Below are 22,393 nucleotides of genomic sequence, written 5' to 3'. Positions count from 1 at the left end.
AGACCATCCACGAGCTGCACCACAACGGCCACAGCCTGCGCGGCATCGCCGCGCAGCTCGGCCTGGCCCGCAACACCGTCCGCCGCTTCCTGCGCGCGGCTACCGCGGACGACCTGCTGGTCGGCAAGTGGACCGGCCGCACCAGCATCCTCGACCCGCACAAGCCCTTCCTCCACCAGCGGTGGGCGGAAGGCTGCACCACCGCACGCCGGCTGTTCCAAGAACTCCGCGACCGCGGCTACACCGGAGGGGAGAGCGTGGTCAAGGCGTACATCCGGCAACTGCGCGACACCTTCCCCCGCACTGACCGGCCACCCCGTCGGCATCCGTCCGTGCGGGAGGTGACCAGCTGGATCACCCGCCACCCGGACCGCATCGCCGATCACCAGGCCGAGCGTCTCAGGACCATCCTCGGCCGCTGCCCGGAACTGGAGAAGACCGCCCACCACGTCCGAACCTTCGCCGAGCTGATGACCAGGCGCCACGGTGACCAGCTGGAGGAATGGATGTCCAAGGTCCAAGCGGCCGACCTACCGGACCTCCACTCCTTCGTCACAGGCCTGCGACAGGACACCCAGGCTGTCACCAACGGCCTCACCCTGCCCTACAGCTCCGGCCTCGTCGAAGGCGCAGTAAACCGGAAGATGCTCAAACGGCAGATGTTCGGCCGTGCCAAGCTGCCCCTACTCCGCAAACGCATCCTCCTGAGCTAACACTCAGTCACCGCACCACAAGCCCTGCGACAGAACCCGATTCACCCGCCGCCGACACAGCGGAACGATCAGTACGGTGCGACGCGCGGTCTCGCCGAACCTCTCGTCCGGACCGAGATCAAAATCGGGTACGCCCGGGTGCCGAGCAACGGCCAGAAGCTCGAACGGCAGATCGACGCTCTCACCGCCGCCGGGTGCCGGAAGATCTTCGCGGACAAGAAGTCCGGCAAGAACGCGCTCCGCCCGGAACTGAAGGCGTGCCACGCCTTCCTCGACGGCGGCGACACGTTGGTCGTCCCCTCGCTCGACCGCTACGGCCGCAGCCTCCAGGACCTCATCAACATGGTCGCCGAACTCCGCGAGCGGGGGATCGGCTTCACCTCGCTGCACGAGAACCTCGACACCACCACCCCCGGCGGCCGGCTCGTCTTCCACGTCTTCGCCGCACTCGCCGAGTTCATCCGCGAACTCATCGTCCAGGGCACCCGCGAGGGCCTGGACGCTGCCCGCGCCCGCGGCCGGGTCGGCGGACACCCCACCGTCGCCACCGAGGAAGTCATCCGCGCCGCCCGCGACCTCCTGCCCGACCCCGGCCGCTCCATCACCTCGATCGCCAAGCTGCAGGGCGTCTCCCCAGGCACCCTCTACAACCACATCCCCGACCTGCGCGAGCTGCGGTCGGGAGCCATCCCTCACCAGCTCGAAGCACCCGCGAAGTAGCCCAGCCCCAGCAAGATCAATCTCAGCGGCACTTTCTGTACCGCAACTACTCACACCCGACATCCGCACCGCCCTGATGCTGCTCGCCGACGGCGCCGCCCCCGGCAACGAGGGCCGCGGCTACGTCCTGCGCCGTATCCTGCGCCGTTCGGTCCGCTCGATGCGTCAACTCGGACACGGGGCACCGGTGTTGGGTGACCTGCTCGCCGTCGCCCGGGACTGCATGGCGCCCAGCTACCCGGAGGTCGCGGAGTCCTTCGACCGGATCGCCGACCAGGCGACCGGTGAGGAGGACACCTTCCGCGCCACCCTCCGCCAGGGCACGACCGTCCTGGACACCGCCGTCGCCCAGGTGAAGGCGGACGGCGGGCACCAGCTGCCCGGCGCCCAGGCGTTCCTCCTCCACGACACCTACGGCTTCCCCATCGACCTCACCCTGGAGATGGCCGCCGAACAGGGCGTCGAGGTCGACCGCGACGGCTTCACGGCGCTGATGCGCGAGCAGCGCGAACGCGCCCGTGCCGACGCCCGCGCGCGCAGGTCCGGCGGTACGGGCACCTCCGCGCTGCGCCCGGTGCTCGAGGAACACGGCCCCACCGACTGGCGGGCCTGGTCCACCCTGACCACCGACTCCCGAGTCCTCGCCCTGCTGGCCGCCTCCGGTCCGGTACCGGTGGCACGCGAGGGCGAGATCGTCACCGCCGTCCTGGACCGCACCCCGTTCTACGCCGAGTCCGGCGGCCAGGACAGCGACGCCGGAAGCCTCTCCGGTACGTCCGCGGAGGCCGAAGTCCTCGACGTACAGCGCCCGTTGCCCGGCCTGGTGGCCCACCAGGTCCGCGTCACCGCCGGTGAACTCGCCGTCGGGGACGCGGTCCACGCCGCCGTCGACGCCGAGTGGCGGCTCGGCGCCCGCCAGGCCCACTCCGGCACCCACGTCCTGCACGCCGCCCTGCGCCAGATCCTCGGCCCCACCGCCCTTCAGTCCGGCTCCTACAACCGCCCCGGCCACCTCCGCCTCGACTTCCCCTGGCGAGGCGGCCTGTCCGCCACCGCCCGCGGCGAGATCGAGGAGGCCGCCAACCAGGCCCTGCGCCGTGACCTGCCCGTCGGCGTGCGCTGGATGACCCTGCCGGAGGCGAAGGAACTCGGCGCGCTCGCCCTCTTCGACGAGACGTACGGCGAGAAGGTCCGGGTCGTCGAGATTGGCGGCGCCTGGTCACGCGAACTGTGCGGCGGTACCCACGTCGAGCACGCCGCACAGATCGGAGTGGTGGCGCTGACCTCGGAGTCGTCGGTGGGGGCGGGCATGCGCCGGCTGGAGGCGGCGGTCGGCGTCGAAGGCTTCGGCTACCTCGCCCGCGAACGCGACCTGGTGTCCCGGATCGCCGAGCAACTCCAGGCGCCACGCGCCGAACTGCCCGACCGCATCGCCGGGTTGCTCGACCGGCTGAGGACCACGGACCGGGAGAACCAGAGGCTCCGGCAGCGGGCCACCCAGGCCCGCGCCGCCGAACTCGCCGCCCGGGCCGAGGACGCGCACGGCGTACTGGTCGCCACGGCGACCGCCGAGGAGGGCGCCGAGGAGGCCAGGGCACTCGCGACCGCCGTACGGGACCTGCTGCCACGGGACCGTCCCGGCGTGGCGGCGGTCGGCGCGGTGTCCGGCGGCACCGCGGTCGTGGTCGTGGCCGTCAACCCGGCCGCACGCGCCTCCGCGCAGGACGCCTCCGCCCTGGTGAAGCGGCTTCTGAACGGCCGGGGCGGAGGCACGCCGGACCTGGCGCAGGGCGGCGGTCTGCCCGCCGGGCGGCTGGCGGAGACGCTCGCGGCCATGCCCGGCCTGGTCACCCGGGCCTGAGACAGCGGCGTGCGGATCCGCATCCACTCCGCTCGAGGGAATGCGGACCCGCCGCGCCGGATACGCGGACGGCCCGCGGACCGTGGACGTGCACTCCGACGCGCACCGCACCGCTCCACACGTCCGGGTGACGACGAGGCCATACCGCGCCCGGCGTCGTGCCTGGTCGCATCAGCGCCAGGCCAGGCGGCACATTCAGCGCGGCGTAGCAGCGCCCGAATCATCCTCCGAACCCGGTGTTCCCCGGCCCGGTCCTTGCCTCGATGTCGTCATGAGGGCCGACGGCAGTTGGACGATCCGATCGCACCAGCGGGTGAGCAGGTCGCGGTCGTGGCTGACCGCGAGGAGACCGGCGCGCGTGCGGTCCCGGTAGGTCTCGACGGTGGCGACCAGTGCGGCGGTGGTCGAGGCGTCGAGCATGGAGGTCATCTCGTCACAGACCAGCCAGCGGGGTTCGTGGACCAGCGCGCGGGCGAGGCAGGCCCGCTGGAGTTGGCCGTCGCTGACCTCGTGGGGGCGGCGGTGGAGGAGTTCGGCGGTGAGGCCGACGGTCTCGGCCAGTTCCGCCGTACGGGCCTTCGCCGTGGCGGCGAGGCCGCAGGCGCGGAGCGGTTCCGCGATGGTGTCCGCCAGCCGGATGCGGGGGTCGGCGGCCGCGCGGGGTTGCTGGAAGGTGACGCCGATGGCGGTACGCAGGTGGCGGGGCGCGCGGTGCCGCCAGCCGCGTACCCGCTCCCCGTCCACGGTCACGGTGCCCGCCCGGGGCGGGTGGAGCAGGGCGGCGATCCGGGCGAGGGTGGACTTGCCGCAGCCGCTCGGGCCCAGCAGCCCGACCGCCTCCCCCGGGGCGATGGTGAGGGAGACGTTCTCGAGGACCGGGGCGGCATGTCCGTATCCGGCGGTGATGTCCCGCAGTTCAAGCACCGGCGGCCTCCGGGAGGGGGAAACGGGGGTGGTGGCAGGCGAGGCCATCGCGTAGGGGTGGCTGCTCGTCGCAGGCGGTGGTGGCGTGAGGGCAGCGTGGAGCGAAGGCGCAGCCGTCGGGCAGCCGGCTGAGTTCGGGTGGCGTGCCGGGGATGGAGCGGAAGGCGCGAGTGGGGAGCGCTTCGAGCAGGCCGTGGGCGTATGGGTGGCGTGGGCCGGGTGTGCCGAAGAAGTCGGCGGCCAGGGCGAGTTCGACGATCCGGCCCGCGTACATGACGGCGACCCGGTCGGCGACGCGCTGGGCGGCGGTGAGGTCGTGGGTGACGATGAGGACCGCGCGGCCGGAGTCGGCGTGGCGGCGGAGTTCGCCGGCGGTGGCGTCGACGAGGTCGCGGTCGAGTCCGGTGGTGGGCTCGTCGGCGAGGAGCAGCGGGGCGTCGCCGACGAGGGCGAGGGCGGTGGCGGCGCGCTGGGCGAGACCGCCGGACAGCTGGTGGGGGTGGTGGTCGAGACGGTCGGCGGGGAAGGAGGCGCGGGCGGCCGCTTGACGCACCAGGTAGGGCAGACGGTCGCGTGGCGGGTTGAGGAGTTCGCGAACCGTCTCGTGGAGCTGGGAGCGTACGGTGCGGACCGGGTTGAGGTGGGCGGCGGGGCTCTGCGGGACGAGGCCGATGAGCCGGCCGCGTACCTTCCGGGCGAGGGTGCGTTCGTCGGCGGCCAGTACGTCCACGCCACCGACCAGGGCGGTTCCGGTGACCTCGGTGTTGGCGGGGAGCAGCCCGAGGAGGGCGGCGGTGAGCACCGACTTGCCGCATCCGCTCTCACCGACCAGTGCGAGGCACTCCCCCGCGGCGAGGTCGAGGCTCGCGCCGGTGACGGCGGCCACCTCCACGCCGTGGCGGAGCCGGAAGCGCACGGTGAGGTCGCGCAGGCTCAGGAGCGGTGCTGGGGGCGTCGCGTCGGGGTTCACAGCATCAGCTCCGATCGGCGGCGCGGGTTGAGCCGTTCCCGCCACAGCCCGGCGAGGCCGGCGATGGCCAGGGCGGGCACGATGATGAACAGCCCGGGGAAGAGGGTGGGCCACCAGTCGCCGGTGAGCAGCGATCCCCGCCCCGTCTGGATGAGTGTGCCCAGACTGGCCTGGTGGGTGGGTATGCCGAGGCCGAGGAAGGAAAGCGCGGATTCGTGCCAGATGGCGTGCGGCACCATCAGCACGGCCGCCAGTCCGGCCTGGGGCAAGGCGCCGGGCAACAGGTGCCGGACTGTCACCCGCCACCGCGACGCGCCGCCCGAGATGGCGGCGTCGACATAGGGCCGGGAGCGCAGCGAGAGGATCTCGGCGCGGACGATACGGGCGGTGGAGAGCCAGTGGGTGAGGGCGACCGACATCACCACCGGCCAGACACCGGGCCGGAACATCGCCACGATGAAGATGCCCAGCAACAGGTGGGGTACGGAGGCGAAGGCGTCGACGAGCCGCATCAGCAGACGGTCCGTCCAGCCGCCCAGCGCGCCGGCCAGCGCCCCGAACGCCGTGCCGAGCACCGTGGCCGCGAGCGCGGCGACCACGCCGACCAGCAGCGAGACCCGCAAGCCGTAGACGCAGCGCAGCAGCAGGTCGCGGCCGACGTCGTCGGTGCCGAAGGGGTGCGCCCGGGACGGTGGGCGCAGCTTCTGCGAGAGGTCGACGAGCTGCTGGTCCAGGCCGGTCAGTGGCGGGACGAGGAGAACGGTGAGGAGCACGACCGCGGTGACGCCGAGGGAGGCGTACCGGCGGACGGTCCTGGTCGAGAGGGTCGGGGGGTCAGCCATCGAAGGCCACCCTGGGGTCGGCGAGCCCATAGAGAAGGTCGGCGAGCAGGTTGCCGAGCAGCACGGCCGCGGTCGCCAGGACGGTGGTGGCGGCGAGGAGGGGGAAGTCCACGGCGGTGGCGGCGCGGACGGTGGCCTCGGCGATGCCCGGCCAGCTGAACACGGTCTCGACCAGCAGCGCTCCGGTGATGAGTTCGGGTATGCGGGAGCCGATCAGGGTGAGAACGGTGAGCAGCGCGGAACGCAGCGCGTGGTGTACCAGGACGGTGCGTTCCTTCAGGCCGCGGGCGCGGGCCCCGGTCACGTGGTCCTCGGCGTACGCGTCCACGACGCCCTGACGTACGTAGAGCACGAACCACGGCATCTGGGAGACGGCCAGCACCCCGGCGGGCAGGACCAAATGCTCGGTGACCTGGCCGGGCGAGACCACCGCACTGCGGGTGTCGGTCAGCCCGCCGGCCGGCAGCACATCCAGCTGAAGGGCGAACGCCCAGACGGCGAGCAGCCCGAGCCAGAAGACCGGCGCCGCCTCCAGCGCGTAGGACAGCGAGGTGATGACCCGGTCGAACCAGCTGCCCGGCCGCCGGGCCGCGAGCACGCCGAGCACGCTGCCCAGCGGCACCGTGACCGCGAACGCCGTCGCGCAGAGCAGCACCGTCCAGCCGATCCGCTCCCCGATGACCTGGGCCACGGGCTGGCGCAGGGAGAAGGAGTCTCCGAGGTCACCGGTGAGCGCGGCGCCGAGCCAGCGCCACCAGCGGACCACGAACGGCCCGTCGACACCGAGGTTCACGCGCAGTTCGTCGAGGGTCTGCTGGGAGGCGCTGAGCCCGGCGGTACCCGCGTACTGGGCCACCGGGTCGAACGGCGAGGCGGCGGCGAGCGCGAAGACGCCGAGGGTGACCAGGAGCAGTACGGGCAGCGCGAACAGCAGCCGCCGCCCCGCCATCCGGAGCATGGCGCGCCAGGGGAACGTCACGCGCGGGGCTTCCAGTCCTCGACGTTCCACCAGGGTCCGGCAAGCCCGTGGTCGTGCGGCTCGACCCGGGTGGTGACGCCCGACCAGCCATCATTCACCACGTACATGTGGTCGATGAGGGTGAGGAAGGTGTAACCGGGGTCCTCCACCAGCGCGCGCTGGACCTCGGTATAGGCGGCGCGGCGCTCGGTGTCGTCGGCGGTGCGGCGGGCCGCGTCCAGGGCCTTGTCGACGGTGGCGTTGTCGTAGCGGGCCATGTTGTTCCAGCCGTTCCCCGCCAGTGAGGAGTGCAGCAGCCCGTACAGGTCGTAGTCCGGGTCCACGGGGTTCCCGTTGCCCATCAGCATCGCGTCCCGGTCGAGCCGGGGCCTGACCACCTCTCGGGTACCGGCCTGCACCTTCACCTCGACCCCCACCTTCTTGGCGTCCGAGGCGTAGGCGAGCGCGTGGTCCTGGCGGAGCTTGTCTCCGGAGAAGTACCAGAGGGTGAACGAGGCGCGTGTCCCGTCCTTGGTGCGGATCCCGTCCGATCCCCGCTTCCAGCCCGCCTGGTCGAGGATCTCCCGGGCCCGCCGCGGATCGCGATCGCGTTGCGTGCCGTCGGCGTGGTACGGGCTGGTGGCCGGCAGCGGGCCCGCCGCGGGGTGCCCGGCCCCGTCGAGAACACTGTCGACGATGGCCTGCCGGTCCACCGCGATGTCCAGTGCCCGCCGGACGGCACGATCGCCGGTGACCTTGCCTCCCTGTGGGAGGGTGACGGCCCGGTAGTCGGCCGATTCCGCCGCGAAGACCTTTCTCGACGTGTCCTTCTTGAAGGTGCCGGCGAGATGGGGTGGCAGGATTGCCGCGTCCAGGTCGCCGGAGCGCAGCCGGGTGGCGCGCACGTCGTCATCGGCGACGATCGCCAGAGTCAGCTTCTTCACCTTCGGCGCGCCGCCCCAGTAGTCGGGGTTGGCCTTGAAGGTGAGCTTCTCCCCCTTGGTCCAGCCGGTAAGGACGTACGGGCCGGTGCCGATGGGCTTGGTGTTGAACGAGCCGGTGTTGACGTCCTGTCCGTCCGCCGCGTGCTCGGGCACGATCGGCAGCACGGTGCGTCCCGCGAAGGGCGCGTAACGGTACTTGAGCCTGAAGACCACCGTGTGGTCGTCCTTGGCACGGACGCTTTCGATCGCGTCGAGCTCCTCGCGTGAGGGGTTGTTCGTCTTCGGATCGAGGATCGTCTCGTAGGTGAAGACCACGTCGTCGGCGGTGAGCGGAGCGCCGTCGCTGAAGGTGACACCGTCGCGCAGGGTGTAGGTGTAGGTGAGGCCGTCCTCGCTGACGTCCGGCAACGTGGTGGCGAGTGCGGGCTTCAGTTCCAAGTCGGCATTCTGGGTGAGCAGTCCGTCGAAGATCTTCGAGCTGCCGTCCTTGCCGTATCCGAGCAGCGGGCTGAGCGTCTCGGGCTCGTACGCGATGCCCACCGCTAGCGAGGCACCCGCATCCGAGTCGCTGCCACCGTCGCCCGGCGCCGAACACGCCGGCACCCCGATGAGCACGGCCGTTGCCGCTATCGAGGCGATCCGACCCTTCGTACTACGCACCATCGCCACACCGTTCCCTCATGTACATGCCGTCGCCGGGCAGCGATTGTTGCATATCATCTGCAACTGCGAGAAGTTCGCATTAAGGTGACGTGTTCCGTCGCGGCACGGGGCTGCGCGCCTCGGCCGCCGAAGGCGACGGGGCGGGCACCTGACATGTCCTTGGGCACGCCGCCGTACGGAGAGGCGGCAGGCCGCCCCTCATACGCCCGTGCCCTGCGGATCGGCCGCGCCCGCGGCGGCCACCGATATGGCCACGCTCAGCCTGGCCGCCCACGCCGCGATCCCGGCCGGTGCTCTGTTCATCCGCTGCGGTGAGATCACCCTCTTGCTCAAGGACGACCTCGCAGCCCTCGCACGCCCCGCCCCCCGTCGTGGTCTTCGGCGCCAGCGGCTCGCGGGCACGTGGCCAGCACCTCCAGGACCGCTCCATGCAGTGGGTCTGACGTGCGCCGCCCCCGGGAGTCGCCACGTCGCCAGGCGAGGTTCCGGGAACGGCGAGTCTTCTGGGCCTCGGCGGCAAGCCCCCCCATCGCCACAGCCGACGGCGAGATGACGGACGCAGCTTCGAGGAGCACAGGACCGGAACTGTCCGCCGGTGCCGTGGGGGCGCCACCGGCTTCGCCATCAGCCGTGGCCGTCGACCCCGGCTTATTGCATATGGGTTGCAATAGCCACTGGAATGCAGCAGAGTGATTGTGTGCGGGGTCGGCCCGATAGCCTTCGTCATGATCCGCGCCTGTCGGTCCGGGGCATGTCCTTCCGATGGCTGATCGTCTTCTCAATCCGGCACCCGCCGGACAGGCCGACCCCGCACACCGATCCGCCCTGATAAGCGATCTTGCGCCTGCCAGTGATGGATCAGGAGGACTGAGCAGGGCCCCGTCACTTGGGCTGCCAGGCACGAGCTGGCCCCCGCGAGCGTGTCCCCGCGGGGGCCTGGCTGTTGGAATGTGCCTGGCTCGGGCGCTCGAACGTGACACCTGCTTCTGAGTGTGGCCGAGCCGCTTGGCACACTTTTTCTGCTCGTGCCAGGCCCAGACAGTGGATCCACCGCACCTGTGGGGAAAGTAAAGGGATCGCCGCTGGTCAGGCCGCGGATCAGGACCCGGGTGGTCGGATTGTGGTCGTAAGGAATTTCCATTCTCCCTAGCCGCGATTCACAATGGACATGCCGCAACAATTCCTTGTCGCCGTAGAAGGTGATCGTCATGCGCGCCCACGAGACCGTGGGGCGCGTCTACCGGCGCTGCGGCTGCCGCGACGAGCAGCGCCGCCAGCTCGGCGTCCACTGCCCCCAGCTGATCTCCGATCCCGCGCACGGGACCTGGACCTTCGCCGTCGACCTTCCCGCCACCGAGCCCGGCGGGCACAACCGCACCGTGCGCCGCGGCGGCTTCCCCACCGAGGGCGACGCCCGCACCGCCCTGCACCGCTACCGTGCCGGCCGCCGGATCGGCATCAGCGCCGACCCGAACCAGACCGTCGCCGACTACCTGATCCAGTGGCTCACGGCCAAGCGGCTGCGGCTCAAGGCCACCACATGGGTCCGCTACCGCGACTACGTCCACCACGACCTGATCCCGGCCCTCGGCCCGATCCGCCTGGACGAGCTCGCCTACGAACACATCCACCACTTCGTACTGGCCCAGCTCGCCGCCGGACGAGGACGCCCCACTGTGTGGCACATCCTCGCCACCCTCTCCAGCGCGATCGGCGACGCCGTCCGCCAGCACCGACTCCCTACCAACGTCGTCCGGCCCACCGTGGTCCCCCGCCCGGCCTCCGGCGAACGCACCATTTGGACCCCAGCCCAGACGATCCGCTTCCTACGCCACTGCCACACCAACGATCCGGACTTCGCCGACCTGATCGAGTTCCTCATCGGCACCGGCCTCCGCAAAGGCGAAGCCCTCGGCCTGCACTGGGACGACGTCCATCTCGGCTCACGCACCATCTACGTCCGCTGGACCCTCTCGGCGATCGACAACAACAAGCTCACCCTGACCCGCCCGAAGACCCGCAAGAGCAGCGACTGGGTCGCCCTCTCACCCCGCATCCACGCGATCCTCACCCACCGCAAAACCCAGCACCGCACAGCCAGCGACCCAGCAGCACCCCCGGGAGGCGGATTCGTCTTCCACCGCGAAGACGGACGCCCACTGCACCCCGAGTACGTCCTCAACCACTTCCACTACCTAGCCCGCCAGGCAGGCGTCCCACGCACCAGCGTCCACGACCTCCGCCACCTCGCCGCAACCCTGGCACTGACCCATGGCGTCGAGCTGACCATCGTCTCGAAAACCCTGCGCCACTCCACAATCTCCACCACGGCCAACATCTACGGCCACCTCACCAAACCCGCAGCCCGCCAAGCCGTCGACGCCATCGCCCAACAGCTCGACCGCGAGGAAAAGCGCTACGACCACACAACGACCACCAGCCCACCCGCCCCACGAAGCCAGCCACACAGCGACCACTACACACAAGCAGCATGAAACAAAGTCAGGACCAGAAGCGTGTCCCCCGGCCCGATCTACGACCACCCAACGACCACCAACCAAAAAGGCCGCCCCCGCCTTCCGGCGGAAACGGCCTCCGACCTGCAATAACACCGTCGGGACGACAGGATTTGAACCTGCGACCCCTTGACCCCCAGTCAAGTGCGCTACCAAGCTGCGCCACGTCCCGGTGCTCGTGCGGCTTGGGCTTTCCCTCGCCGACCGCGCATGAAGAACAATACCGCACTTCAGGGGGTGGTCGCTGCCACCCCGGGTGAAGATCGGGAGTCCGGCGTGACCAGCTGGGGTGTTCACCTTGCGGGGTCGGGTCATCGCGCATTGTTAGCCAGAGGGCGCGAGGATGGTGGGGGTGGGGGTGGGGGCGGGGGCAGGTGGGCGGGGCGTGTGGGCGGGGGCTTGACTTGAAGTTTGGTTTAGGTTGCACGCTCGCAGCATGACCTTCACCGACGTTCACACCGGGTATGGGTATGACGATCTTCCTCGGCTGATGAGCCTGATGACCGGGGACGAGAAGCACGGGCCGGCCGCCACCTCGACGCTGGACGTGGTCTGGGTGCTTTACGACCGTGTGCTGCGGGTTTCGGCGGAGGGGGTGGATGCGCCGGAGCGGGATCGGTTCTTGTTGTCCAAGGGGCATGGGCCGATGGCGTACTACGCCGTGCTCGCCGCCAAGGGGTTCTTCCCCGAGTCGCTGCTGGCGGGGTTCGGGGGGTATGACTCGCCGCTGGGGCACCATCCGGATCGGGTGCTGGTGCCGGGGGTCGAGATCAGCAGTGGGTCGCTCGGGCACGGGTTGCCGCTGGCTGTGGGGAGTGCGCTCGGGTTGCGGGCGCGGGGGCTCTCCGGGGCCGCGGTGTGGGTGCTCATCGGGGACGCCGAGCTGGACGAGGGCAGCAATCACGAGGCGATCGCGTACGCCGGGGCCGTGGGGCTGGAGCGGCTGCACGCGGTCGTTGTCGACAACGCCTCCGCCAGCCATGGGCGGCCCGGGGGCATCGCCGCGCGCTTCGAGGCCGCGGGGTGGTCCACGGCGACCGTGGACGGGCGTGATCACCAGGCGCTGTACGAGGCGTACACCGCGCCGCACCCGGGGCGGCCGCATGTCGTGGTGGCCCGGGTCGAGGCCAAGGTCTGATGCGATTCCAGTGTGAGAGGGACTGTTCTCATGGACACCATGCGTGAGCGTTTCGCCTCCGTCGTCTCCCGTCTTCTGGACGACGATCCCCGGCTGGCCGTCGTGCTGGCCGAGATCGGCAAGGACGGCTTCATGGACGCCGCCCGGGCGCATCCCGACCGGGTGATCAATGTCGGCATCCGAGAGCAGCTGCTGGTCGGCGTCGGCGGTGGACTGGCCCTGGCCGGGATGCGACCGATTCTGCACACCTTTGCCAGCTTTCTGATCGAGCGGCCCTTTGAGCAGGTCAAGCTGGACTTCGGGCATCAGGGCGTGGGCGGGGTGCTGGTGAGCGCGGCCGGTTCGTACGACTGGCCGGCGGGCGGGTACACCCATATGGCGCCCGGCGATGTGGCCCTGCTGGACACGCTCGACGGCTGGACCGTCCATGTGCCCGGCCATCCGGACGAGGCCGAGACCCTGCTGCGGGACGCGGCGGCCGCCGGTGACGACTCGGTGTACGTACGGCTGTCGGCGCACTCCAACTCCGCCCCGCGCGACATCGCCCCCGGCCGCTTCCTGACCGTACGGGGAGGGCGCCGCGGTGTGGTGATCGCGGTCGGGCCGATGCTCGATGGCGTCCTTACGGCCGTCGCGGGGCTGGACGTCACCGTGCTCTACGCCACGACCGTGCGGCCCTTTGACGCGCCGGCGGTGCGCACCGCGATCGGCGAAGTGGGCGACGTCGTGCTGGTCGAGCCCTATCTCTCGGGTACCTCGACCGCCGCCGTGAACGACGCGCTCGCCGATCGCCCGCATCGGGTGCTCGGCCTGGGCATTCCCCGGCGCGAGCTGCGCCGCTACGGCACGATCGACGAGCATCTCGCGGGGCAGGGGCTGGACCCGGCATCGCTGCGGGCGCGGATCTCCGCCTTTCTGCGGTGAGGGGGTGAGGGGGTGAGGAGAGGTTCGGGCCCGTGCCGGCTGGTGGTTCAGATGTGTTTTTCCAGCCACGTCAGCAGGTCCTGCTGGACCTCGTCCCGGTTGGTCTCGTTGAGGATCTCGTGCCGGGCCCCTTGGTATCCCTTCCAGGTCAGCTCCCGCGTGCCGCCGTAGCGGAAGTCCTCCAGGAGTTCGTAGACGAGCGTCATCCCCTGGTTGCACGGGTCCTCGGTGCCCACCACCACATGCACCGGCAGCGCGGCCGGGATACGGGCCTGGTGGTGCGGGTCGTTGATCTTACGGACGCCACGGACCCAGTCCTGGGACAGCCCGGCGCTGAACGCGAAGCCGCACCGCTCGTCCGCCGCGTACATGGCCACCTCCGCCGCGTCGCGCGAGAGCCACTCGAAGCCCGTCCGGTCCTGGAGGCGCTCGTACGGGTCGTTGAACGAGGCGAAGAGGGTCGGGGTGAAGGTGGACGCTCCGTTCCGGCCCCGTTCCGCGATCTCCCGCGCGATGCCCGCCAGCGCCTCCTCGGTCTCGGTGCCCGGGAGTGAGCGGAAGGTGCCGGAGAGGATCAGCCCGGCCAGCTCCTCGCCATACTCCTGGGCGCAGTCGCGGGCCAGCATCGAGCCCATGCTGTGGCCGAGCAGGATCAGGGGCGCACGGGGGTGCGCGGCCCGCGCGCGGTCGCCGATGGTGCGCAGGTCCGAGACGATCGCCCGCCAGCCGTCGCCCTCCTCGCCCACGACGCCGAAGCCGCCCGTCGCATCGGCGGTGGCTCCGTGGCCGCGGTGGTCCGAGGCGATCACCGCATAGCCGTGGGCGGCGAGGAAGCGGGCGAACCGGTCGTAGCGCCGGGCATGCTCCGCGGCGCCGTGGGCGATCTGGACGATCGCGCGCACGGCGCCGTTCTCCGGCAGCCAGCTGTAGGTCACGACCCCCACGCCGTCGGACATGGGCAGATGGTCGGTGCGGTGGGTGATACCGCCGTCGGACATGCCGTCTCATCTCCTTGCTCAAATCGATCCGGGTGCGCGTCGATCCGGTGCGAATGGATCTTGTGCGCATGGAAGCCCACTCTCTCTTTGCCGGGCCCGCGAGCCAAGGGGATCGACGCCCTGTCCTCCGGGGCGCGGGGTGTGTAACGATCAGCCGCTTGGTACCGCGTATCGACTGCCGATCCATACAACTCCCTTGCTCCAGGAGGACCGTTGGACTCGCACGACGCTTCGCTCCCCACCAGCTCCCCCAACTCCACCGGCTCGAATTCCCCCGCCTCGGCAGATGTTCTCGCCCTGTCGCGGCGGCGTTTTCTCCAGGCCGCCGCCGTGGGAACCGCCGCCGCCACCGCCGCCACCCTGCCCCTCGAGGCGGCCGCCGCCGCGCCGACCCGGGCGGGTGCGCTCTCCTTCACCGCCGCCACCAACGGCGCGGCGACCCTCTCCCCGTCCGGCGACCGCCTGATCGCCGAGGTCCAGAACGTCCTGTGGTCGGTGGCCCGCAAGGGCGGCGAGGCCGTGGCGCTCACACCGGCCGATCTGGAGCCCACCCGGCCGGTGTACTCCCCCGACGGAAAGCTGCTGGCCGTCTGCGCCTACCGGGGCGGCGGATTCCATGTCTGGACGCTGCGCCCCGACGGCTCCGGTTTGCGGCAGCGAACGGACGGTCCATGGGATGACCGCGGTCCGGCCTGGTCGCCCGACGGCACCCGGATCGCCTTCGCCTCCGAGCGCGGCGGCGACCCCGTGGCGGGCAGCCCGTACCGGATCTGGGTGCTGGAGGTCGCCAGCGGTGAGCTGACCCGGCTCACGGGGGTGGACGGCCAGGACGGGCCGCTCCAGGGCGGGGCCTGGGAGGACTTCGACCCGGCCTGGTCCGCGGACGGCGAGCGGGTGCTGTTCGTGCGCGGCGCGCTCGCCGGGACGGCGCTGAGCGCTCGTACGGTCGCCTCCGTACGGGCCGACGGCACCGGACCGGTCACGGCCGAGCGCACCGATCCCACCGCCGGCGCCCAGGTGATGACGCCGTCGGTGTCGGCGGGCGGCCATCTCGCCTATCTGCGCACCACGGCCGCTCCCGCCGCCTCCTGCACGCTGGTCGTGGACGGGGAGCCGGTGGCGATCGCGGGCGATGTGCAGCCCGTGCCGCCCCGTTGGGTGTCGCGGGACGAGTTGCTGCTCACCGTGGACGGGCGGTTCCGGGTGTTCCGGCTGCCGTCGGCGACGCGGTCCGGCGCCGGGGGAGACGCTGCCGGTGAGGGCGCCTCCCGGGCAGGGGGCGCCGGTGCGGATGCCGACCGTAAGGCGCTCGCGTACGAGGAGATCCCCTTCTCCGGCACCCTCCCCGTCGACCGGCCCCGGTACCGCGTCAAGCGGTACGACTTCGACGGTGGCGGGGTGCGGCCGGTGCGCGGGCTGCATCTGCCCGCGCTCTCCCCCGACGGCCGTAAGGTGGCCTTCGCCGCCCTCAACTCCCTCTGGGTCGCCGATGTCTCCGGCGGCCGGGCCCCGCGCCGGGTCGTACGGGCGGCCCCCACCCGGTATCTGCTGGCTCCCACCTGGACGCCCGACGGACGCGCCCTGGTGTACGCGGACGACCGCGACGGGCTGCTGGCCGTGCGCCGCCGGGACCTCGCCTCGGGCAAGGAGACCGTGCTGGCCTCCGGCGGCCGGGTGCATCCGGCGCTCTCCCCCGACGGCAAGCGGCTCGTCAGTGTCGACATGTCGGGAAACCTGGTTCTGCGCGATCTCGACGCCGGTACGGAACGCGTGCTCGCCGCGCCGATGGGCGCCGGAGGGCTGCCCGGCCGGCCGAGCTGGTCGCCCGACGGGCGCTATGTCGCCCTGTGCGATCGCAATCGGCTGAACCAGCGGTTCCGCGAGGGCTACAACCTGATCCGGGTGATCGACACCAGTACGGGTGCGGCTGTGCAGCATGCCGTCGCCCCGCACACCTCCCTCTCCGACCGCTATGACTCCGGACCGGTCTGGTCCCCCGATGGCCGCCATATGGCGCTCATCGTCGAGTCCGCCCTGTGGCTGCTGCCGGTGAGGGCGGATGGCACCCCCGACGGCGCGCCGCGCCGGCTGACCGACGAGGCCGCCGATCACCCCTCCTGGTCCGGGGACTCCCGCAGCGTCCTGTATCTGTCGGCGGGCCGGCTGCGGCTGCTGGACGTCAAGAGCGGCACCGCCCGGACGGTCCGTATCCCGCTGGAGCACCGGCGGCCGCGCCCCGCGGACACCGTCGTCCACGCCGGGCGGTTCTGGGACGGCACCGGCGGCGAGGGCGGTGCCGGTGGTGATGGCCGTAAGGGCGGCACGGTACGCGAGGACGTGGACATCGTGGTGCGCGGCGGACGCATCGCGGCCGTGGAGGCGCACCGGGGCGGGCGGCCCGCCAAGCGGCGCGTCGACGCCTCCGGCCGCACCGTCATCCCCGGGCTGTGGGACGCCCATACCCACCCCTGGCAGTACACCTATGGCGGCCGTCAGACCGCCCTCCAGCTCGCGTACGGCATCACCACCGCGGTCTCCCTCGGCGGGTTCGCCTATGAGCAGGCGCGCCTCAGGGAGGCCGTCGCGGCGGGCGCCCTGGCCGGGCCGCGGCTGCTGGCCACCGGTGAGCTGCTGGACGGGCCGCGCGTGGCGTACAGCATGGGCCGGGCGCATCGCACCCGCGACGGTCTGCGGCGCTCCCTGGCGCGCGGTGCCGCGCTCGACTGGGACTTCGTCAAGACCTATGTGCGCGCACCGGGTTGGATCATGGAGGAGGCGGCCCGGTTCGCGCATGAGCGGCTCGGCGTGCGCACCGGCAGCCATCTGTGCTCACCCGGCATACAGCTCGGGCAGGACCTGACGTCGCATCTACAGGCCACCCAGCGGCTGGAGTACGGCCACGCCACGACGGCGACCGGCCACTCCCAGCAGGACCTGACGGAGATCTACACCGCGACCTCCGACTTCCGGCTCATCGCCACGCCGTTCACGGCCTCGCCGCTGGTCGGAGCGGACCCCTCGCTGGCCGAGGACGAGCGGGTCACCCGGCTGATGCCGCCGTGGGACACCGCGCTCGTACGGCAGCTCGCCGGGGCGCCCCCGACCGCGGACCAGCTGAACACGCTGCGCACAGAGATCGGGGTCTACCAGCGGATCCTCGCCAGGGGCGGGGTGGTGGCCCTGGGGACGGACCAGCCGCTGGTTCCGGTGGGCCTCCATCTGCACATGGCGCTGCGCGCCCTGCACCGGTTCGGGCTGTCGCCGGAGGAAGCGCTGCGCACGGCGACCGTCCTCCCGGCGCGGGCCTTCGGCGCCGACGGCGACCTGGGCACCCTGGAGGTCGGCAAGCTGGCCGACCTGACCGTCGTGGACGGCGATCCCTTCACGGACTTCGACACGCTGGTACGTACGGTGTCGGTGCTGCGGGGCGGGGTGCCGTACGAGCAGCGCGAGCTGGTCGAGTCCTTCCCGGGGGCCGGTGCCGCGGCGGCGCCGCACGGGAAGTCGGCGGATGAGTGGCTGGAGGTGGGACGGCTGCTGCGGCGCGACTCCTGCTGCTCGGTGGACGGCTGAGGGCGATGGGGGTGGGACGGGGGCTTAGGCCCCCGCCCCACCCCGGCGGTCAACGGGGTACGTCGATCCTGGCCAGGGCTCCCGTCTCCAGGGCGCACCACAGCGCGCCGTCGTGCGCGGCGATGCCGTGCGGTTCGCAGTCGGCCCGGGGCAGGTCGTACGCCGTGATCCGGCCGTCCGTGGTGATGCGCCCGACCCCGCCGCGGCCCCATTCGGTGAACCACAGCGCCCCGTCCGGACCGCTGGTGATGGCATGCGGCCGGGCCTGGCGGTCGGGCAGCGGGTACTCGGTGACGGTCCCGTCCACCGTGATGCGGCCGATCTGCCCCGCGCCGATCTCGGTGAACCACAGGGCGCCGTCCGGCCCCTGGGCGAGGCCGACCGGCGCGGCGGCCTCGGTCGGCAGGGGGTGGGCGGCCGTCCGGCCGTCCATGGTGATCCGGCCGATGGCGTTGGCCTGGTTGAGGGTGAACCACATCGCGCCGTCGGGCCCCGCCGCCATGGCGGACGGAAAGGCTCCGGGCGCGGGGTACTCGGTGATGTCGCCGTCCGTGGTGATCCGCCCGATGCGGTCGGCGGCCGACAGCGTGAACCACATGGCCCCGTCCGGGCCCGCGGCGATCCCGTACGGCCCGCCGTCGGCGGTCGGCGGCGCGAAGGAGGAGATCGTGCCGTCCACCGCGATCCGGCCGATGCGGTGGGTGCCGTACTCGCTGAACCACAGGGCGCCGTCGGGCCCTTGGGCGATCACCGTCGGCTTGGCTCCGGCGGGGTGGACGGCGGTCCGGCCGTCCGCGTCCCTGCGGCCGATCGCGCCCTGGTGGACCAAGGTGAACCACAGGGCGCCGTCGGGGCCGCCGGTGAGCGCGTAGGGGCCCGCGTCCGGGTCGCTGACGGTGAAGACGCGGACCGGGTCGGCGAGCCACCGGCCGATCCGGTCCAGCAGCACCTCGCCCGGCTCGGAGAGGTGGAAGGCGTGCGGCATGCCCTCGTACTCCTCCAGGCGCACGCTCACCCCGGCGGCGTCGGCCGCCTCGGCGAAGCGGCGCGCGTCGTCCAGGAGCGCCTCGTCCGTGCCGACGGCGATCAGCAGCGGCGGCAGCCCGCGCGGGTCCCCGTACAGCGGTGACTGCGGGGCATGGTCGGCGGCCGCGTCGGCCAGGTACTGGGCGCTGAGGGAATCGAGGGCGGCCCGGCTCAGCACGTCCTTACCGTCGTTGGCGGCGATCGACGCACCCGTAAGGGCGAAGTCGGTGATGGGTGAGACCGCGATCGCGGCACCGGGCCGCGGACCGCCGGTCCGCTCGATCTCCAGCAGGGCGGAGAGCACCAGCGTGGCGCCGGCCGACTCCCCGGCGAGCACGACCTCGGCGGCCGGGACACCCTCGTCCAGCACACCGCGCCAGGCGGCCAGCACGTCCTCGAGCGCCGCGGGATAGGGGTGTTCGGGCGCCAGCCGGTAGTCCACCCGCAGGGCCGGGCGTCCGGTCGCCTTCGACAGCCGATAGGCCATCATCCGCTCGGCCTCGGGCATCGTGTGGGCGAACCCGCCGCCGTGCACATAGATCACCGCGCCGCCGTGTGCGCCGGGCGCGCCGATCCAGTCGCCCCGCACCTCGGCGTCGTCCGGGAGCGGGGTGGCGATCAGCGCGTCGGGGCGGTCGCGGACCGCTCGGGCCGCCTCGGGCGCCATGGGTACGGCGATGACGTTCAGCAAAGGTCCTCCGGTGAAGGTGTTCCGGTGAAGGTGTTCCGGTGAAGGTGTTCCGGTGAAGGTGCCGGTGTGGTTGGTCCGGGTCGGCGAGGACGGGCCGGATCGTCTCCCCCGGACCGCGCCCGGCCCCCATACGGTCAGCGCGCCGCCGACAGCGCGGCCGTGAGGACGGCGGGCGCCTCCGCGAGCGAGGGGCCGTACCAGGTGAGGTGACGGCCGCTGACCAGGGCCGCCGGGAGGCCGGGGAACGCCTCGGGGCCGTCCTCGGCCGTGAAGCGGTACGGCTCGTCGGGCAGCACCACCAGATCCGCCTCCCGCGCCGTCAGCTCCTGGATCGGGATCCGGGGATAGCGCTCGGGATGTCCGCTGTAGAGGTGGCGTACGCCCAGCCGGGCCAGGACGTCGCCGGCGAAGGTGTCCCGGCCCAGCACCATCCACGGACGCCGCCACACCGGGACGACGGCGTGCCGCACCGGGCCCCCGGCCCGTACGTCCGCCCAGGCGGCCTCGGCCGCGTCCAGCCAGCCGGGCCGGGCCAGTCCGCAGCCGCGCACCAGGACCCGCTCCAGCTCGGTGAACGCCTGCTCCAGGGTGCGCACTTCGGTCACCAGGACCTCGATACCCGCGGCGCGCAGCGCGGCGAGGTCGGCGGGACGGTTCTCCTCCTCGTTGGCGATCACCAGATCGGGGGCGAGGGCGGCGATCCGGGCGGTGTCCGGGTTCTTGGTGCCGCCGATACGCTCCGCGGTGAGGCCGGGCGGATGGGTGCACCAGTCGGTCGCCCCGGAGAGCAGCTCCGGGGCGGTGGCGGCGACGGCCTCGGTGAGCGAGGGCACGAGGGACACGACGCGCCGTACGGAAGTGCGAGGGCTCATCGCTCCACCGTACGGCGCGACGAGGCGTACCCGGCCGTACGGCCCCCATACCCGCACCCCAACACCCGCGGCCCCAACGCCCGCGCCCCCAACGCTCGGCCACCCCTACGCCGCCTCCTGCGGCGTCTCCCACGGCCAGACGGTCCGGCCGCCACGGACGCCACGGCCGCCGCCCTCGACACCGCGGCCCTCCGACAGCAGCCCGACCATCGTGAACAGCTTGTCGCTGAAGCCGCCGATCTCGTACCGGTTCGGCCGGCCGGTGTCGATGGACGTAGCCGCGTAACCGGTGGTGTTGACGCCGAACACCGGCACCCGCGCCGGGACGGCCTCCGAGACCGGAACGGACCGGCCGGGGCGCGCCTCCGCGAACGCCTGCATGTCCGAGACGATCACCACCCGGTCATGGCCGCGGTACGCCGCCCGCAGCGCCGCACCCGTCTCCGTGCCGTGCCCGACCTCGCCGATCCGCGCGCAGAACGCCTCGATGTCGCGGAGCACCGAGCCGCCCGGGGTCAGCCGGTGGCCGAAGTGCCCGGAGGCGTAGCCGACCAGGTCCACCCGGCAGCCGCGGTGCGCGAGCGCGACCCCGAAGAGCGCGCCGACGTCCACATGGCGCACCTGGGAACGGCTCGAGACCTGTGCCTGCATCGAGCCGGAAGTGTCGACGAGCACGAGGGTGCGGCCCGGCAGCGCCGGGACGGCCGCCGTGGACGCGGTCAGCGCCCGGTCCAGGGCGTGGCCCCAGCGCAGCGAAGGCGCGGCCCGGTACGCGGACAGGAAGCGGTACGGGAACTGGCGGGAGCGGGCCACCTCCGCCGGGTCGGCCAGCCGTGCCGCGACCCGCTCGGCGACCGCGTCCGGCAGCGCGGCCTGGTCGAAGTTGCGCAGATTGCGCAGCAGCGCCATGTAGCCCATCGAGGGCAGCACGGCCTCCCAGGCAGCCGCGTCCATCGGCCCCTGGAGCCAGCCTGCGAGCGCCTCCCACGTCATGCCCGCCGTACGGAGGGCGTCGGCGGCGTCCGGCCGCTCCAGCACGGCACGGCGCTCCCACCGCGGCAGGGCCGTCAGCCGGGTGCGGGCGCGCAGGGTGCGCAGCGAGACCGGGGGCGCGGCGTCCCGCTGGTGGCGGCGGTCGATGGCGTGCCGGAACAGCTCGCCCTGCCACGGCTTGTCGGGGTCCGGTGCGGCGTGCACCAGCTCCAGGACGTCGGCGAAGCGGAAGCCGTGGCTCTCGGTGTCGTACTTGAGCAGCGAGCGCTCGGAGTAGAGGCGGCGGACGGCGTCGGCGAGGCCGCGCTTGACCGGCTTGGGCAGCGCGCGGCCGTGGTGGGCGGTCCAGTAGGCGAGGAACTCACCGGGCTCGTCGGCGCGCTGACACGCGGCGTCGACGATGGGGCGGTTGCCGCCGTGCAGCCCGGCCGCGAGTCGCGCCGCGACGGCCTCGGCGGCGGCGACGAGCGACGCGGTGCGCATGAGGGCCTCGGCGCGCAGCCAGCTGATGAAGCGGACGGTCCAGTCGGCGTCCTCGACGGCGACCTTGCGGACGAGGCCGCGGAAGCGGTCGTCGCGGTCGTCGGAGGGCTCGTAGAAGGTCTGCTCGCCGACCATGTTCACCACGGCCAGCAGCACCAGTTCGGACTTGCTGTCGCGGGTGACGGCGGCGCCGCCCTCGTAGGTGGTCGTCGTGGCCCTGGCGCGCCGGAAGACGCGGTTGAACTTGGTCATGCGGTCATGCCTCTCCCCCGAGTGGGCATTGGGAGGAGGCGACGCGCCGGTGCGTCGGCAGCGCCTGAGGTCAGGAGTGGGCGGCGGACCGTTCTGGAAAGGAAGTAACCGCGGCCCGCGCACCAGGCGCTCCGATGCCGTGCGCGCGCCTCCCGAGATCACAGTCGACGACGGTGTGTTTCCCACTCCGCACCGGGCGGAGTGTTTTAGGAATCGAACCCAAATCGACCGAAGTAACCGTCGTCTTCGCACCGGGAGGTGCGTTCACGGATACGACAGTAGGGGGCCGCCTCCCGGGCCGTCATCCGGTTTTCCGCCGCCCGCGCGGCGCG

The 22,393-nt window shown here is 72.2% G+C and carries 16 protein-coding genes, 1 tRNA gene and 2 pseudogenes; 7 read left to right on the top strand and 12 right to left on the bottom strand.

Translation table 11 applies throughout. The features are described 5' to 3' along the window. The 3 genes and pseudogenes from ABD329_RS21960 to ABD329_RS21950 form a co-directional block, all read left to right on the top strand. Positions 1–713: transposase (locus tag ABD329_RS21960; RefSeq protein WP_344316777.1), on the top strand; the 713-nt coding region annotated here is incomplete at its 5' end. Positions 714–851: 138 nt separating this feature from the next. Continuing rightward, positions 852–1,433: a recombinase family protein gene (locus ABD329_RS21955; RefSeq protein ID WP_309142951.1), complete on the top strand. Its 582-nt coding sequence runs from the start codon at positions 852–854 to the stop codon at positions 1,431–1,433. A 61-nt stretch (positions 1,434–1,494) separates the two neighbouring features. Then, positions 1,495–3,294, top strand: a pseudogene (locus tag ABD329_RS21950) (alanine--tRNA ligase-related protein); the annotation flags it as partial. 195 nt (positions 3,295–3,489) lie between these two features. Here the strand turns inward: ABD329_RS21950 and ABD329_RS21945 are convergent. From ABD329_RS21945 to ABD329_RS21920, 6 genes are all read right to left on the bottom strand, one after another. Further along, positions 3,490–4,218 carry an ABC transporter ATP-binding protein gene (locus ABD329_RS21945; RefSeq protein ID WP_344316776.1) on the bottom strand — a complete coding sequence of 243 codons (729 nt, stop codon included), beginning with the start codon at positions 4,216–4,218 and terminating at the stop codon, positions 3,490–3,492. Then, a complete protein-coding gene (locus tag ABD329_RS21940) occupies positions 4,211–5,188 on the bottom strand; it encodes an ABC transporter ATP-binding protein (RefSeq protein ID WP_344316775.1) in 978 nt (325 codons plus the stop codon). Before ABD329_RS21940 ends, ABD329_RS21945 begins: the two co-directional genes overlap by 8 nt. After that, the gene (locus ABD329_RS21935; RefSeq protein ID WP_198280752.1) at positions 5,185–6,030 is read right to left on the bottom strand and encodes an ABC transporter permease; all 846 of its coding nucleotides are present in this window, start codon (positions 6,028–6,030) and stop codon (positions 5,185–5,187) included. The genes ABD329_RS21940 and ABD329_RS21935 overlap by 4 nt, the downstream gene beginning before the upstream one ends. Beyond that, the gene (locus tag ABD329_RS21930) at positions 6,023–6,988 is read right to left on the bottom strand and encodes an ABC transporter permease (RefSeq protein ID WP_198280754.1); all 966 of its coding nucleotides are present in this window, start codon (positions 6,986–6,988) and stop codon (positions 6,023–6,025) included. Before ABD329_RS21930 ends, ABD329_RS21935 begins: the two co-directional genes overlap by 8 nt. A 17-nt stretch (positions 6,989–7,005) precedes the next feature. Further along, positions 7,006–8,595, bottom strand: a complete 1,590-nt coding sequence (locus ABD329_RS21925) for an ABC transporter substrate-binding protein (RefSeq protein ID WP_198280751.1) — start codon at positions 8,593–8,595, stop codon at positions 7,006–7,008. A gap of 198 nt (positions 8,596–8,793) precedes the next feature. Then, the gene (locus ABD329_RS21920; RefSeq protein ID WP_281404708.1) at positions 8,794–8,928 is read right to left on the bottom strand and encodes a hypothetical protein; all 135 of its coding nucleotides are present in this window, start codon (positions 8,926–8,928) and stop codon (positions 8,794–8,796) included. 875 nt (positions 8,929–9,803) lie between these two features. On the opposite strand from ABD329_RS21920, the gene ABD329_RS21915 reads away from it, so the two are divergent. After that, positions 9,804–11,090: a tyrosine-type recombinase/integrase gene (locus ABD329_RS21915; RefSeq protein WP_198280750.1), complete on the top strand. Its 1,287-nt coding sequence runs from the start codon at positions 9,804–9,806 to the stop codon at positions 11,088–11,090. Between the two features lie 119 nt (positions 11,091–11,209). Here the strand turns inward: ABD329_RS21915 and ABD329_RS21910 are convergent. Then, positions 11,210–11,283, bottom strand: a tRNA-Pro gene (locus ABD329_RS21910). 264 nt (positions 11,284–11,547) lie between these two features. Here ABD329_RS21910 and ABD329_RS21905 point away from each other — a divergent pair. Further along, the gene (locus ABD329_RS21905) at positions 11,548–12,249 is read left to right on the top strand and encodes a thiamine pyrophosphate-dependent enzyme (protein ID WP_198280062.1); all 702 of its coding nucleotides are present in this window, start codon (positions 11,548–11,550) and stop codon (positions 12,247–12,249) included. 30 nt (positions 12,250–12,279) lie between these two features. Next, positions 12,280–13,173, top strand: coding sequence for a transketolase family protein (locus ABD329_RS21900; protein ID WP_198280061.1), 894 nt, complete (start codon positions 12,280–12,282; stop codon positions 13,171–13,173). Between the two features lie 47 nt (positions 13,174–13,220). Here ABD329_RS21900 and ABD329_RS21895 read toward each other — a convergent pair whose 3' ends face one another. Further along, positions 13,221–14,171: an alpha/beta fold hydrolase gene (locus tag ABD329_RS21895; protein ID WP_198280060.1), complete on the bottom strand. Its 951-nt coding sequence runs from the start codon at positions 14,169–14,171 to the stop codon at positions 13,221–13,223. A 297-nt stretch (positions 14,172–14,468) separates the two neighbouring features. On the opposite strand from ABD329_RS21895, the gene ABD329_RS21890 reads away from it, so the two are divergent. Further along, positions 14,469–17,744 (top strand): amidohydrolase family protein, encoded by a 3,276-nt coding sequence (locus tag ABD329_RS21890; RefSeq protein ID WP_198280063.1) that lies wholly within the window; start codon positions 14,469–14,471, stop codon positions 17,742–17,744. Positions 17,745–17,793: 49 nt separating this feature from the next. Here ABD329_RS21890 and ABD329_RS21885 read toward each other — a convergent pair whose 3' ends face one another. The 4 genes and pseudogenes from ABD329_RS21885 to ABD329_RS21870 form a co-directional block, all read right to left on the bottom strand. Continuing rightward, positions 17,794–18,690: a Vgb family protein gene (locus ABD329_RS21885; RefSeq protein ID WP_246618880.1), complete on the bottom strand. Its 897-nt coding sequence runs from the start codon at positions 18,688–18,690 to the stop codon at positions 17,794–17,796. Between the two features lie 33 nt (positions 18,691–18,723). Further along, positions 18,724–19,437 (bottom strand): annotated as a pseudogene (locus tag ABD329_RS21880) (alpha/beta hydrolase); the annotation flags it as partial. Positions 19,438–19,595: 158 nt separating this feature from the next. Further along, complete coding sequence (locus tag ABD329_RS21875) at positions 19,596–20,333, bottom strand: helical backbone metal receptor (protein WP_198280058.1); 738 nt, start codon at positions 20,331–20,333, stop codon at positions 19,596–19,598. Between the two features lie 105 nt (positions 20,334–20,438). Next, entirely contained in the window at positions 20,439–22,061 is a 1,623-nt protein-coding gene (locus ABD329_RS21870; protein ID WP_198276783.1) for a TROVE domain-containing protein, read from the bottom strand. Positions 22,062–22,393: the final 332 nt, after the last annotated feature.

Origin of the sequence: Streptomyces javensis, assembly GCF_039525925.1 — a bacterium.
GTDB lineage: Bacteria > Actinomycetota > Actinomycetes > Streptomycetales > Streptomycetaceae > Streptomyces > Streptomyces asiaticus.
The sequence above is the reverse complement of the archived record's forward strand: the minus strand, read 5'-3'. Positions and strand labels throughout refer to the sequence as shown.